The following is a 12,177-nucleotide window of genomic DNA, read 5'->3' as shown; positions in this document are numbered from 1 at the left end:
TTACGCCAGCGCAAGCGTTGCTCACAATAATCATAAGATCGGAGTGAACCCATGAAGCTGCCATTCGCTGGACGTCTTCTTGCTGTCGCCATGCTGGCTGCCGCATCCGCCGCACTGCCTGTCTCTTCGGCTTTCGCCGAGTCCCCTGAAAAACCCAAAGTCGCTCTGGTCATGAAATCTCTGGCCAACGAATTCTTCCTGACCATGGAAGACGGCGCCAAGGCCTACCAGAAAGAACATTCCGCCGATTTCGACCTGATCTCCAACGGCATCAAGGACGAAACCGATACGGCGGGGCAGACGCGCATCGTCGAGCAGATGATTCTGGCGAAGGTCAACGCGCTGGTTATCGCACCGTCTGATTCCAAGGCGATGGTGCCGGTGATCAAGAAGGCCGTCGATGCCGGTATCACCGTGATCAACATCGATAACCAGCTCGATCCGGCTGTGATCAAAAGCAAGAACATCAGCGTTCCGTTCGTAGGCCCGGACAACCGCAAAGGTGCGCGTCTGGTGGGTGAGTACCTGGCCAAGCAACTGAAGGCCGGTGATGAAGTGGGCATCATTGAAGGCGTCTCCACGACGACCAACGCCCAGCAGCGTACCGCTGGCTTCAAGGATGCGATGGAGGCTGCGCAGATCAAGGTTGTTTCCTTGCAATCCGGCGATTGGGAAATCGACAAGGGCAATAAGGTGGCCGCTTCGATTCTCAGCGAGTACCCGGACGTCAAGGCGCTGCTGGCCGGCAACGACAGCATGGCCGTGGGCGCCGTTTCCGCCGTGCGCGCTGCCGGCAAGGCCGGTCAGGTGCAGGTTGTCGGTTACGACAATATCAATGCCATCAAGCCCATGCTGAAGGACGGTCGCGTTCTGGCGACGGCCGACCAGTACGCCGCGAAGCAAGCGGTGTTCGGTATCGAGACCGCGCTGAAAATCATCAAGGGCGAGAAAGTCGACAGTGGTGCAAATGGCGTGATCGAAACGCCTGTCGAGCTGGTCACCAAGTAAGTCCTTTGGCGACACAATGGCGCTCGCTCGTCCGTCCGGGCGAGCGCATGGAGATTTTTATGTCAGTTTCCGCTCCGATCGCTGTCCTCTCGGTCAGCGGTATCGGCAAGACCTATGCGCAACCGGTACTGACCGGCATCGATCTGACGTTGATGCGCGGTGAAGTGCTGGCACTGACCGGTGAGAACGGTGCAGGTAAAAGCACCCTGTCGAAGATCATCGGTGGCCTGGTCACCCCTACCACCGGCCAGATGCAGTTCCAGGGCAAGGATTATCGCCCTGGCAGTCGCACGCAGGCTGAAGAACTGGGTGTGCGCATGGTCATGCAAGAGCTCAATCTGCTGCCGACCCTTTCGGTGGCGGAAAACCTGTTCCTCGACAACCTGCCGAGCAACGGTGGCTGGATCAGCCGCAAGCAGCTGCGCAAGGCCGCCCTCGAAGCCATGGCTCAAGTCGGCCTCGACGCCATCGACCCGGACACACTGGTCGGCGAGCTGGGTATCGGTCACCAGCAAATGGTCGAGATCGCCCGTAACCTGATCGGCGATTGCCACGTGCTGATCCTTGATGAACCGACCGCGATGCTGACCGCGCGCGAAGTCGAGATGCTGTTCGAGCAGATCAGCCGGTTGCAGGCGCGCGGCGTCTCGATCATCTACATCTCCCACCGCCTCGAAGAACTGGCCAGGGTCGCTCAGCGCATTGCTGTGTTGCGTGACGGCAACCTGGTTTGCGTCGAGCCGATGGTCAATTACAACAGTGAGCAACTGGTTACCCTGATGGTTGGTCGCGAGCTGGGCGAGCATATCGATCTTGGGGCTCGCAATATCGGCCCGCCGGCCCTGACGGTCAAAGGCCTGACCCGCTCCGACAAGGTTCGCGACGTTTCCTTTGAGGTTCGCGCCGGTGAGATTTTTGGCATTTCGGGGCTGATCGGGGCTGGGCGCACCGAACTTTTGCGGTTGATCTTCGGCGCCGACGTCCCGGACAGCGGCACGGTGGCGCTCGGTTCGCCGGCAAAAACGGTGAGCATTCGTTCGCCTGTGGATGCGGTGCGCAACGGCATCGCCCTGATCACCGAGGATCGCAAGGGCGAAGGCCTGCTGCTGAGCCAATCGATCAGCGCCAACATTGCCTTGGGCAACATGCCGGAAATTTCCAGCGGCGGGTTCGTCAACAACGGCGATGAAACGAAGCTCGCGCAGCGGCAGATCGACGCCATGCGCATCCGCAGTTCCAGCCCGACGCAACTGGTGTCCGAGCTGTCCGGCGGTAACCAGCAAAAGGTGGTGATCGGTCGCTGGCTCGAGCGCGACTGTTCGGTGCTGCTGTTCGACGAGCCGACTCGCGGTATCGATGTCGGCGCCAAGTTCGATATCTATGCCTTGCTCGGCGAACTGACCCGTCAGGGCAAAGCGCTGGTGGTGGTATCCAGCGACTTGCGTGAGCTGATGCTGATCTGCGACCGCATCGGTGTGTTGTCGGCAGGGCGTCTGATCGACACCTTCGAGCGCGACAGCTGGACCCAGGATGACTTGCTTGCCGCCGCATTCGCCGGCTACCAGAAACGTGATGCGTTGCTCAACGAAGCAGCGCCTAGGGATCTCCCATGAAAACTGCATCTTCCGCCGGCAAATCCAGTGGCAATTTCTACGGCCTCGGCACTTACCTGGGCCTGGCCGGCGCGTTGTTGGCAATGATTGCGCTGTTCTCGGTCATGAGCAGCCATTTCCTTTCGTACAACACCTTCAGCACCCTGGCCAACCAGATTCCCGACCTGATGGTTCTGGCGGTGGGCATGACGTTCGTGCTGATCATCGGCGGGATCGACCTGTCGGTAGGCTCGGTACTGGCACTCGCGGCCTCCACTGTCAGCGTGGCGATTCTTGGCTGGGGCTGGAGCGTGTTGCCGGCTGCCTTGTTGGGTATGGCTGTCGCGGCGTTGGCCGGCACGGTTACCGGCTCGATTACCGTGGCGTGGCGAATTCCGTCATTTATCGTGTCGCTCGGTGTGCTCGAGATGGCCCGCGGCCTGGCCTATCAGATGACCGGTTCGCGCACGGCTTACATCGGTGACTCCTTTGCGTGGCTGTCGAACCCGATCGCCTTTGGCATTTCACCCTCGTTCATCATTGCCTTGCTGGTCATTTTCGTTGCCCAGGCCGTTCTGACCCGTACCGTGTTCGGTCGCTATCTGATCGGCATTGGCACCAACGAGGAAGCGGTGCGTCTGGCGGGGATCAATCCAAAACCCTACAAGATCCTGGTGTTCAGTCTGATGGGCCTGCTCGCCGGTATTGCGGCGCTGTTCCAGATTTCCCGGCTGGAAGCGGCCGACCCGAACGCCGGTTCTGGCCTTGAGCTGCAAGTCATCGCTGCGGTGGTGATCGGCGGTACCAGCCTGATGGGTGGGCGTGGTTCGGTGATCAGTACCTTTTTCGGCGTGTTGATCATCTCCGTGCTGGCGGCCGGCCTGGCGCAGATTGGCGCGACCGAACCGACCAAGCGCATCATCACCGGTGCGGTGATCGTGATCGCCGTGGTGCTTGACACCTATCGCAGTCAACGCGCAAGTCGACGGGGCTGATAAATGGCAACGATCAAGGATGTGGCGGCACTTGCAGGAATTTCCTACACGACCGTGTCCCACGTAGTAAACAAGACCCGACCGGTGAGCGAAGAGGTGCGACTCAAGGTCGAGGCGGCGATCAAGAGTCTCGACTATGTGCCGAGCGCCGTGGCCCGATCACTGAAAGCGAAAACCACCGCCACCATCGGTTTGCTGGTGCCCAATAGCCTCAACCCGTACTTCGCCGAACTGGCGCGAGGGATCGAGGATTACTGCGAGCGTAACGGTTACTGCGTAATTCTCTGCAACTCCGACGACAACCCGGACAAGCAGCGCAGCTACCTGCGAGTGCTGCTCGAAAAGCGCATCGACGGCTTGATCGTCGCGTCTGCGGGTGGCGACAGCGGTCTGGCACAAGGACTGGCTGGCGTGAAGACGCCGATGGTGATCGTCGACCGTGGACTCGAAGGCGTGGACGCCGACCTGGTGCGCATCGATCACGAATATGGCGCGTACCTTGCGACGCGGCATCTGCTTGAGCTCGGTCATCGCGATATCGCCACGATCGGTGGTCCGGCCAGTACCAGTGTTGCGCAAATGCGTCAGGCCGGTTTTTGTCGCGCGCTGAAAGAGGCCGGTGTTGAGGTGTCCCCGTCGCGCATGCTGGAAAGCGACTTCACCAGCACTGGCGGTTATAACGCGGCTTCAGTCCTCCTTGAGCGCAAGCCGCCGAGCGCGATCTTTGCCGGTAACGACATGATCGGCATTGGTGTGCTGCGAGCCGCGGCCGAGCGCAACGTGCGCGTGCCTGCCGAACTGTCGGTGATCGGTTTCGACGATATCCAGATGAGCCGTTACGTGTATCCCGCGCTGACGACTGTGGGCCAGTCGATCCTGCAACTGGGCGAGATGGCCGCGGAAGTTTTGTTGCGAAGAATTGCCACCCCGGGTCTGGCGACGGATCAGCGGATCGTGACCCCGAGTATTGTCCTGCGCGAATCGACTGCACCGCTGTCCGGCGTGTTCACCGAATACCGCTGAAACGAATTGAAGAGTAGTGATGTATGTCCGCAAATGTAGTGGTAATAGGCAGCCTGAACATGGACCTGGTCACCCGGGCGCCGCGCTTGCCCCGGGGCGGTGAGACGCTGATCGGTCATTCCTTCGCTACCGTGTCCGGTGGCAAGGGCGCCAATCAGGCCGTAGCTGCCGCGCGACTGGGTGCACAGGTGTCGATGGTCGGCTGTGTCGGCAACGATGACTATGGTGTGCAATTGCGCGACGCGTTGCTGGCCGAGCAGATCGATTGTCAGGCGGTCAGCGTGGTCGAGGATTCCAGTGGTGTGGCGCTGATCGTGGTCGATGACAACAGTCAAAACGCGATTGTCATCGTGGCCGGTGCCAATGGCTCGATGACCCCGGCGGTTATCGACCGGTTTGACGCCGTGCTGCAGGCTGCCGACGTGATCATTTGCCAGCTGGAAATCCCCGATGCCACGGTAGGCCACGCGCTGAAGCGCGGACGTGAACTGGGCAAGACGGTCATCCTTAACCCGGCGCCGGCCAGTCGCCCGCTGCCAGCGGACTGGTTTGCTGCAATCGATTACCTTATTCCCAACGAGAGCGAGGCCGCCGCGCTCAGTGGTTTGCCGGTGGACTCATTGGAGACCGCTGAAAAAGCAGCAGCGCACCTGATGTCACTGGGCGCCGGCAAGGTCATCATCACGCTTGGTGCTCAAGGCTCATTGTTCGCCAACAGCACGGGTTACCAGTATTTTTCTGCCCCCAAAGTGAAGGCTGTCGATACCACCGCCGCCGGGGACACCTTTGTCGGCGGATTTGCGGCTGCGCTGGCGGCCGGCAAAACCGAGGACGAGGCCATTCGTTTCGGGCAAGTCGCTGCAGCCCTGTCGGTCACCCGGGCAGGTGCCCAGCCCTCCATTCCTACCACCTCCGACGTACAGGCATTCAAACCCGTATGAAAAAGACTCCTCTGCTGAATGTCGCCCTGTCGCGGCTGATTGCTTCCCTTGGGCACGGCGACATGGTGGTGATCGGCGATGCCGGCCTGCCGGTACCGCCGGGTGTCGAGTTGATCGACCTGGCGTTGACGCACGGCGTCCCGGATTTCGTCAGCACCCTGAAAGTCGTGCTCAGCGAGATGCAGGTGGAAAGCCACGCACTGGCCAAGGAGATTTTCGACAAGCAACCGACTGCGCTGCCCACGCTGGACGAGCTGAATGACGAAGGCTCGCTGGGGCGGCGTGACCTGCTCAGTCACGAGCAGTTCAAGGTACTCAGCCGACAGGCACGAGCGATTGTTCGTACGGGCGAATGCCAGCCGTACTGCAACATCGTGCTGGTAGCCGGGGTTACGTTCTAACAGGGTTCGACCCTATTGATTTCATCTGCACAAGGAATGCGCCATGCACCGCTATGCTCAAAAAATGCACCAATTGATTCGGAGTCTGCTGCTTTTGTCCGTGATAACCGCGACCGGCGCCCAGGCGGCGGAAAAGATCGACCTGATCATTGACACCGACCCCGGCGCCGACGACGTGGTCGCCTTGTTGTTTGCTCTGGCCTCCCCGGAGGAGCTTAACATTCGTGCGTTGACCACCGTCGCCGGAAACGTGCGTCTGGACAAGACTTCGCGCAATGCGCGGTTGGCCCGTGAGTGGGCAGGGCGGGAAGAGATTCCGGTGTACGCCGGTGCGCCGAAACCGCTGATGCGCACGCCGATCTATGCCGAAAACATCCATGGCAAGGAAGGCCTGTCGGGTGTCGCGGTGCATGAGCCGAAGAAAGGCCTGGCCGAGGGCAATGCGGTCAACTACCTGATCGACACCCTGAAAAAAGCCAAGCCGCACAGCATCACTATTGCGATGCTCGGCCCGCAGACCAACCTGGCCCTGGCGCTGATCCATGAGCCGGAGATTGTTCAGGGAATCAAGGAAGTGGTGATCATGGGGGGCGCCCACTTCAATGGCGGCAATATCACGCCAGTGGCTGAGTTCAATCTGTACGCCGACCCGCAAGCCGCGGAAGTGGTGCTCAAAAGCGGCGTGAAACTGACTTACCTGCCGCTGGACGTGACCCACAAGATCCTTACCAGCGATGCGCGCCTGAAGCAGATTGCGGCGCTGAACAACAATGCGAGCAAGATTGTTGGCGACATCCTCAACGAGTACATCAAAGGGGATATGGAGCACTACGGCATTCCGGGTGGCCCGGTGCATGACGCCACTGTCGTGGCTTACCTGCTCAAGCCTGAGCTGTTCACGGGGCGTTCGGTGAATGTGGTGGTCGACAGCCGTGAAGGCCCGACCTTCGGCCAGACCATTGTCGACTGGTATGACGGCCTCAAGGCGCCGAAGAACGCCTTCTGGGTGGAGAACGGCGATGCCCAGGGTTTCTTCGATCTGCTGACCGAGCGGCTGAAACGTCTGAAGTAAGGCATGCGCCCGCAGGTGCCAGCTTGCGGGCTTTTACTCCCTCTCGGTGTCCGGTGTCCCTTTGAAGTCATCGGGATACTTCTCGAACAGCTGGGCGATGAAGGCTTGTGCGCCTTGCGTCCCCAGTGTCTTCACCAGCAGGTCGATGCTGATCAATGCCAATTCCTCCGGACTACCCGGGCTGTAGGAACTATGCCCTTGTCGCCAAGTGGCCTTAATGTCGGCGGTAATGCTTACGGTGGTCATGGCAAGGCTCGGTCGCGGGATCGGAGTTCTGAGTTAACCACTAAGCCGAGCGTTTGGCACTGCGACTTAGGCATGAGCGCGGGGCTGTGCGACACTTGGTCGTTCCGCAAAAAACAAGGATTGAGCTGTGCAGATCGATTTGAATAGCCCCGACGGCCTGACCCTTGATGCTGTCCGCCGGTTGCTGGCGTCGGCCAGTGATGACGAACATACCCAACTGCGCGTGACCAAGGGCGGTATTGCCTATATCTCTTCGGGTGTCACTGGCGGTCAAGACATCGATGGCCTGCTGTTTCGCTTGGAGACCTGGGCAAAAGGCTCGGGGTATGTGGGAAATGTCGCGGCCAGCGACGAAGTCTGGGTCATGCAGATTTTCAATGCGCTCAAAGACAATTGGCCGAATCCGCCTTACGACTACATTGATGTCTATTGAGCGGTTATTAATATTCAGTGACGTTTTACGGGGTGAGATTTCAGGCGTTGCTCAGGCACACTCGGCGTTTTTCCGATCGTGGGGCAGGGGGATGGCTCTCACCGTGAAACCAAACGCCTTATTGGCGGTCGCACGATCTCTGCTCAAATTGAAATAAGGAGGCTTCATGCCTTGGAAGTTCGCGTCACTGGGTGCACTGATGGCCGTTGCTGTGTTGGCGGGTTGCAGCACGACCTCCAGTGAGTCGCAGAAGGATCCCGTGACGACTGAGGCCGGCCTTGGTCGTTGTGAGGCGTCAGCAGCGGAGTTCGCTCTCGGCAAGAAAGCTTCGCCGGAGCTGTTGGAGCAGGCACGCAAAAAAGCCGGTGCGCAGAATGCCCGGTTCCTCAAGCCCAATGACATGATTACTTTGGAGTACCGCTCTGATCGCCTCAACCTGAATACCGATCAGAACCTGGTGGTCACCCGCGTCAACTGCGGCTGAACCTGTCGGGCTTTCGTATCACCCATAAAAAACCCCGTCACATGGACGGGGTTTTTTTAGTGCGCCGGGAAATTACTCTGGGCGAACTTGTGCAGCTTGCATACCCTTTTGGCCTTTCTCAGCCACGAAGGAGACGGTCTGGCCTTCTTTCAGGCTTTTGAAACCGTCAGTTTCGATAGCTTTGAAGTGTACGAACAGGTCGTCACCGCCACCTTGAGGAGTGATGAAGCCGAAGCCTTTTTCATCGTTGAACCATTTAACGGTGCCGGTTTGGCGATTAGACATGGTGTATCTCCAAGAAACATATATTTTCAGTAGTACTGTGCTGCTCAGGCCAACTGGGCACACCGGGGTATCATAGTCGAAATGTTCGCTTTGGTAGCCCCCCGGACGTGCTGTTTGCCAATCAGTCGTGTTTTCTTTACTGCCTGTTTCGGCTGGAGGCCCCGGTTTAAAAGGCTTTTCGCGAAAAGTAAAGACAATAAAAAAACCTGTAAAACCTGCATAAATCGTACGAAAAGGCCTGAATCAGATGCCTTTCAGCGGGGCTGGGGGCAGTGAAAAGGCCTGTTTCATCATTTTTTCGCCGGGGTATTGGCCTTGCATTTGGCAATTTGCTCCAGGGCTTTCTGCTGCAATTCCTGGCTGGCCTTGTTGTCCATCAGCGCCTGAATGTCGCTGGCCGGGTAGGACTTGATGGCATCGGCACCGCACGCGCAGTGGGATTTTGCGGCAGCGGCACCGATTTGCGGAGTGGCCGCCTGGGTGCACTGAGCCATGTATTTCTCACGCTCGCCCTTTGGCCAGTCGGCGTGGGCGCTCAGCGGCAGCAGCAAAACGAGGGGGGCGACTGCAGCAAGCAGGGTATTAAGACGCATGCGAGGATGCTCCTTGTGGGTCAATGTCTTGTTATCTGAGGGCTCAAAGGCCGATCAAGTTCAGCACTCTGGCATAAAACAGACGATTTGCCTCTCGGTAAAAACCAGAGTGCATCGGCGACCGTTCATCTGTGCTAGCATGCCTGGCTCGGGCGTTCGCAGGCTCCGGATGACCTTCAGTCCCGGTTGCGGCCGTGCACGAATTTTCTGATTTGAATCCCAGTCACTCTGGTTCGGTTTTCCGGTTGGCCGCAAGGCTCCTGCCGCTGTAAGGCAGGCGTTCGTCATTGAATGGCCTGGATCGGATCTTGTACTGGCTCATCCCAACCCACGTGACCTTTGGTAGGGGTCACCACTAGGAGAGGAGGCGCCATGCCAACTATTACTCTTCCCGACGGCAGTCAACGTTCATTCGATCACCCGGTTTCCGTAGCCGAGGTCGCCGCATCCATCGGTGCAGGTCTGGCCAAGGCCACCCTGGCCGGCAAGGTGAACGGCAAGCTGGTTGACGCTAGCGACATCATCGACAGCGACGCAACGCTGCAAATCATCACGCCAAAGGATGAAGAGGGGCTGGAGATCATTCGCCACTCTTGCGCCCACCTGGTCGGCCATGCGGTCAAGCAGCTGTACCCGACTGCAAAAATGGTCATCGGGCCGGTCATCGACGAAGGTTTCTATTACGATATCGCCTTCGAGCGTCCTTTTACTCCGGACGACATGGCGGCCATCGAACAGCGCATGCAGCAGCTGATCGATACCGAATATGACGTCATCAAGAAAGTCACTCCGCGTGCCGAAGTGATCGAAGTGTTCAAGGCCCGTGGCGAAGACTACAAGCTGCGCCTGGTCGAAGACATGCCGAACGAGCAGGCAATGGGCCTGTACTATCACGAAGAATACGTCGACATGTGCCGCGGTCCGCACGTGCCGAACACTCGCTTCCTGAAATCCTTCAAGCTGACCAAGCTGTCCGGCGCCTACTGGCGCGGTGATGCCAAGAACGAGCAATTGCAGCGCGTGTACGGCACCGCATGGGCTGACAAGAAGCAGTTGGCGGCTTACATCCAGCGTATCGAAGAAGCTGAAAAGCGCGATCACCGCAAGATCGGCAAGCGCCTGGGCCTGTTCCACACTCAGGAAGAAGCGCCGGGCATGGTGTTCTGGCACCCGAATGGCTGGACGTTGTACCAGGTACTCGAGCAGTACATGCGCAAGGTGCAGCGCGACAACGGCTATCTTGAAATCAAGACGCCGCAAGTCGTTGATCGTAGCCTGTGGGAAAAGTCCGGGCACTGGGCCAACTACGCCGACAACATGTTCACTACCGAGTCGGAAAGCCGCGACTACGCCATCAAACCGATGAACTGCCCGTGCCACGTGCAGGTGTTCAATCAGGGCCTGAAGAGCTACCGCGAGTTGCCGATGCGCTTGGCCGAATTCGGTGCCTGCCACCGTAACGAGCCATCGGGTGCGCTGCACGGCATCATGCGTGTGCGTGCGTTCACTCAGGACGACGCCCACATTTTCTGCACCGAAGAGCAGATGCAGGCTGAGTCCGCTGCGTTCATCAAGCTGACCATGGATGTTTACCGCGACTTCGGCTTTACCGACGTCGAGATGAAGCTGTCCACTCGTCCGGAAAAGCGCGTTGGTTCCGACGAGCTGTGGGATCGCGCCGAAGCGGCCCTGGCCGCAGCCCTTGATAGCGCTGGTCTGCCGTACGATCTGCAGCCGGGTGAGGGCGCATTCTATGGTCCGAAAATCGAATTCTCGCTGAAAGATTGCCTCGGCCGCGTGTGGCAGTGTGGTACCTTGCAGCTCGATTTCAACCTGCCTGTGCGTCTGGGAGCCGAATACGTCTCCGAAGACAACAGCCGCAAGCATCCGGTGATGTTGCACCGTGCGATCCTCGGTTCGTTCGAGCGTTTCGTCGGGATTCTGATCGAGCACTACGAAGGTGCATTCCCTGCGTGGCTGGCGCCAACCCAGGCAGTGATCATGAATATCACTGATAAACAGGCAGATTTCGTCGCTCAGGTCGAAAAAACTCTCAACGAAAGCGGGTTTCGTGCCAAGTCCGACTTGAGAAATGAAAAGATCGGCTTTAAAATCCGCGAGCATACTTTGCTCAAGGTTCCATATCTCTTGGTTATTGGGGATAAGGAAGTCGAGATGCAGACTGTCGCTGTGCGTACTCGTGAAGGTGCTGACCTGGGCTCGATGCCCGTCGCCCAGTTCGCTGAGTTTCTCGCGCAAGCGGTTTCCCGGCGTGGTCGCCCAGATTCGGAGTAATTATTATTAAGCGTGAAATGAGACAAGATAAACGAGCTGCACCGAAAGCCCCGATCAACGAGAATATCTCGGCACGCGAGGTTCGGTTAATTGGCGCTGATGGCGAGCAGATTGGCATCGTCTCGATTGATGAAGCGCTTCGTATTGCTGAAGAAGCCAAGCTTGATCTGGTAGAAATCTCTGCCGACGCAGTCCCACCGGTTTGCCGGGTGATGGACTACGGCAAATCGATCTTCGAAAAGAAGAAGCAGATTGCTGCGGCGAAGAAAAACCAGAAGCAGATTCAGGTAAAAGAAATCAAGTTTCGTCCAGGGACGGAGGAAGGGGATTACCAGGTAAAACTGCGCAACCTGGTACGTTTCCTGAGTGACGGGGACAGGGCCAAGGTATCCTTGCGATTCCGCGGCCGTGAGATGGCCCACCAGGAGCTGGGGATGGAACTCCTCAAGCGGGTTGAACAAGACCTGCTCGAGTACGGTTCGGTCGAACAGCATCCTAAGATGGAAGGACGCCAGCTGATCATGGTCATCGCCCCGAAAAAGAAGAAGTAATCAACAGGGCACGGCAGGCCTTCTGATTATGTTTATCAACTGAATGCGGAGTATCCGAACATGCCAAAGATGAAAACCAAAAGTGGTGCTGCTAAGCGGTTTCTGAAAACTGCTAACGGTATCAAGCACAAGCACGCTTTCAAGAGCCACATCCTGACCAAAATGTCGACCAAGCGTAAGCGTCAACTGCGCGGTAGCAGCTTGCTGCATCCGTCTGACGTGGCAAAAGTCGAGCGCATGCTGCGCCTTCGTTAATTT

The 12,177-nt window shown here is 58.2% G+C and carries 15 protein-coding genes; 12 read left to right on the top strand and 3 right to left on the bottom strand.

Annotation, left to right across the window (positions count from 1 at the left end):
• Positions 1–51: 51 nt before the first annotated feature.
• The 7 genes from L6D74_RS12495 to L6D74_RS12465 are packed head-to-tail and all read left to right on the top strand — an operon-like array spanning position 52 to position 7,032.
• Complete coding sequence (locus L6D74_RS12495) at positions 52–1,008, top strand: sugar ABC transporter substrate-binding protein (protein WP_007956008.1); 957 nt, start codon at positions 52–54, stop codon at positions 1,006–1,008.
• A gap of 59 nt (positions 1,009–1,067) precedes the next feature.
• Positions 1,068–2,621, top strand: a complete 1,554-nt coding sequence (locus L6D74_RS12490; RefSeq protein WP_236189367.1) for a sugar ABC transporter ATP-binding protein — start codon at positions 1,068–1,070, stop codon at positions 2,619–2,621.
• The gene (locus L6D74_RS12485) at positions 2,618–3,595 is read left to right on the top strand and encodes an ABC transporter permease (protein WP_064594871.1); all 978 of its coding nucleotides are present in this window, start codon (positions 2,618–2,620) and stop codon (positions 3,593–3,595) included. The genes L6D74_RS12490 and L6D74_RS12485 overlap by 4 nt, the downstream gene beginning before the upstream one ends.
• Before the next feature lie 3 nt (positions 3,596–3,598).
• Positions 3,599–4,618, top strand: coding sequence for a LacI family DNA-binding transcriptional regulator (locus L6D74_RS12480; RefSeq protein ID WP_236189366.1), 1,020 nt, complete (start codon positions 3,599–3,601; stop codon positions 4,616–4,618).
• Positions 4,619–4,641: 23 nt separating this feature from the next.
• Positions 4,642–5,559 (top strand): ribokinase, encoded by a 918-nt coding sequence (rbsK, locus tag L6D74_RS12475; RefSeq protein ID WP_236189365.1) that lies wholly within the window; start codon positions 4,642–4,644, stop codon positions 5,557–5,559.
• The gene (gene rbsD, locus L6D74_RS12470) at positions 5,556–5,960 is read left to right on the top strand and encodes a D-ribose pyranase (RefSeq protein WP_039771558.1); all 405 of its coding nucleotides are present in this window, start codon (positions 5,556–5,558) and stop codon (positions 5,958–5,960) included. The genes rbsK and rbsD overlap by 4 nt, the downstream gene beginning before the upstream one ends.
• A gap of 43 nt (positions 5,961–6,003) precedes the next feature.
• Positions 6,004–7,032, top strand: coding sequence for a nucleoside hydrolase (locus L6D74_RS12465; RefSeq protein WP_236189364.1), 1,029 nt, complete (start codon positions 6,004–6,006; stop codon positions 7,030–7,032).
• A gap of 33 nt (positions 7,033–7,065) precedes the next feature.
• Here the strand turns inward: L6D74_RS12465 and L6D74_RS12460 are convergent, their stop codons facing one another.
• Entirely contained in the window at positions 7,066–7,278 is a 213-nt protein-coding gene (locus tag L6D74_RS12460; protein ID WP_064594881.1) for a hypothetical protein, read from the bottom strand.
• Positions 7,279–7,405: 127 nt separating this feature from the next.
• Here L6D74_RS12460 and L6D74_RS12455 point away from each other — a divergent pair, with 127 nt between their 5' ends.
• Together L6D74_RS12455 and L6D74_RS12450 are read left to right on the top strand one after the other, a co-directional pair.
• The gene (locus tag L6D74_RS12455; protein WP_064594883.1) at positions 7,406–7,711 is read left to right on the top strand and encodes a hypothetical protein; all 306 of its coding nucleotides are present in this window, start codon (positions 7,406–7,408) and stop codon (positions 7,709–7,711) included.
• 166 nt (positions 7,712–7,877) lie between these two features.
• Positions 7,878–8,195 carry an I78 family peptidase inhibitor gene (locus L6D74_RS12450; protein ID WP_064594885.1) on the top strand — a complete coding sequence of 106 codons (318 nt, stop codon included), beginning with the start codon at positions 7,878–7,880 and terminating at the stop codon, positions 8,193–8,195.
• Positions 8,196–8,267: 72 nt separating this feature from the next.
• Here L6D74_RS12450 and L6D74_RS12445 read toward each other — a convergent pair whose 3' ends face one another.
• Positions 8,268–8,480: a cold-shock protein gene (locus L6D74_RS12445; protein WP_007956027.1), complete on the bottom strand. Its 213-nt coding sequence runs from the start codon at positions 8,478–8,480 to the stop codon at positions 8,268–8,270.
• 290 nt (positions 8,481–8,770) lie between these two features.
• The gene (locus L6D74_RS12440) at positions 8,771–9,073 is read right to left on the bottom strand and encodes a hypothetical protein (protein ID WP_236189363.1); all 303 of its coding nucleotides are present in this window, start codon (positions 9,071–9,073) and stop codon (positions 8,771–8,773) included.
• A 372-nt stretch (positions 9,074–9,445) separates the two neighbouring features.
• On the opposite strand from L6D74_RS12440, the gene thrS reads away from it, so the two are divergent.
• The 3 genes from thrS to rpmI are packed head-to-tail and all read left to right on the top strand — an operon-like array spanning position 9,446 to position 12,174.
• Entirely contained in the window at positions 9,446–11,368 is a 1,923-nt protein-coding gene (gene thrS, locus L6D74_RS12435) for a threonine--tRNA ligase (protein WP_039771550.1), read from the top strand.
• A complete protein-coding gene (gene infC, locus L6D74_RS12430; RefSeq protein WP_169432615.1) occupies positions 11,368–11,919 on the top strand; it encodes a translation initiation factor IF-3 in 552 nt (183 codons plus the stop codon). The genes thrS and infC overlap by 1 nt, the downstream gene beginning before the upstream one ends.
• A 60-nt stretch (positions 11,920–11,979) precedes the next feature.
• The gene (gene rpmI / locus L6D74_RS12425) at positions 11,980–12,174 is read left to right on the top strand and encodes a 50S ribosomal protein L35 (RefSeq protein ID WP_002553160.1); all 195 of its coding nucleotides are present in this window, start codon (positions 11,980–11,982) and stop codon (positions 12,172–12,174) included.
• Positions 12,175–12,177 lie beyond the last annotated feature (3 nt).

It is taken from the genome of Pseudomonas pharyngis, from assembly GCF_021602345.1.
GTDB lineage: Bacteria > Pseudomonadota > Gammaproteobacteria > Pseudomonadales > Pseudomonadaceae > Aquipseudomonas > Aquipseudomonas pharyngis.
The sequence above is the reverse complement of the archived record's forward strand: the minus strand, read 5'-3'. Positions and strand labels throughout refer to the sequence as shown.

Excerpts from the sequence above, each read along its gene's own strand:
- L6D74_RS12480 (WP_236189366.1), top strand. The coding sequence starts at position 3,599 with ATGGCAACGATCAAGGATGTGGCGGCACTTGCAGGAATTTCCTACACG.
- L6D74_RS12440 (WP_236189363.1), bottom strand. The coding sequence starts at position 9,073 with ATGCGTCTTAATACCCTGCTTGCTGCAGTCGCCCCCCTCGTTTTGCTG.
- L6D74_RS12485 (WP_064594871.1), top strand. The coding sequence starts at position 2,618 with ATGAAAACTGCATCTTCCGCCGGCAAATCCAGTGGCAATTTCTACGGC.
- L6D74_RS12450 (WP_064594885.1), top strand. The coding sequence starts at position 7,878 with ATGCCTTGGAAGTTCGCGTCACTGGGTGCACTGATGGCCGTTGCTGTG.
- rbsD (WP_039771558.1), top strand. The coding sequence starts at position 5,556 with ATGAAAAAGACTCCTCTGCTGAATGTCGCCCTGTCGCGGCTGATTGCT.
- L6D74_RS12495 (WP_007956008.1), top strand. The coding sequence starts at position 52 with ATGAAGCTGCCATTCGCTGGACGTCTTCTTGCTGTCGCCATGCTGGCT.
- L6D74_RS12445 (WP_007956027.1), bottom strand. The coding sequence starts at position 8,480 with ATGTCTAATCGCCAAACCGGCACCGTTAAATGGTTCAACGATGAAAAA.
- rpmI (WP_002553160.1), top strand. The coding sequence starts at position 11,980 with ATGCCAAAGATGAAAACCAAAAGTGGTGCTGCTAAGCGGTTTCTGAAA.
- L6D74_RS12490 (WP_236189367.1), top strand. The coding sequence starts at position 1,068 with ATGTCAGTTTCCGCTCCGATCGCTGTCCTCTCGGTCAGCGGTATCGGC.
- rbsK (WP_236189365.1), top strand. The coding sequence starts at position 4,642 with ATGTCCGCAAATGTAGTGGTAATAGGCAGCCTGAACATGGACCTGGTC.
- L6D74_RS12460 (WP_064594881.1), bottom strand. The coding sequence starts at position 7,278 with ATGACCACCGTAAGCATTACCGCCGACATTAAGGCCACTTGGCGACAA.
- L6D74_RS12465 (WP_236189364.1), top strand. The coding sequence starts at position 6,004 with ATGCACCGCTATGCTCAAAAAATGCACCAATTGATTCGGAGTCTGCTG.
- thrS (WP_039771550.1), top strand. The coding sequence starts at position 9,446 with ATGCCAACTATTACTCTTCCCGACGGCAGTCAACGTTCATTCGATCAC.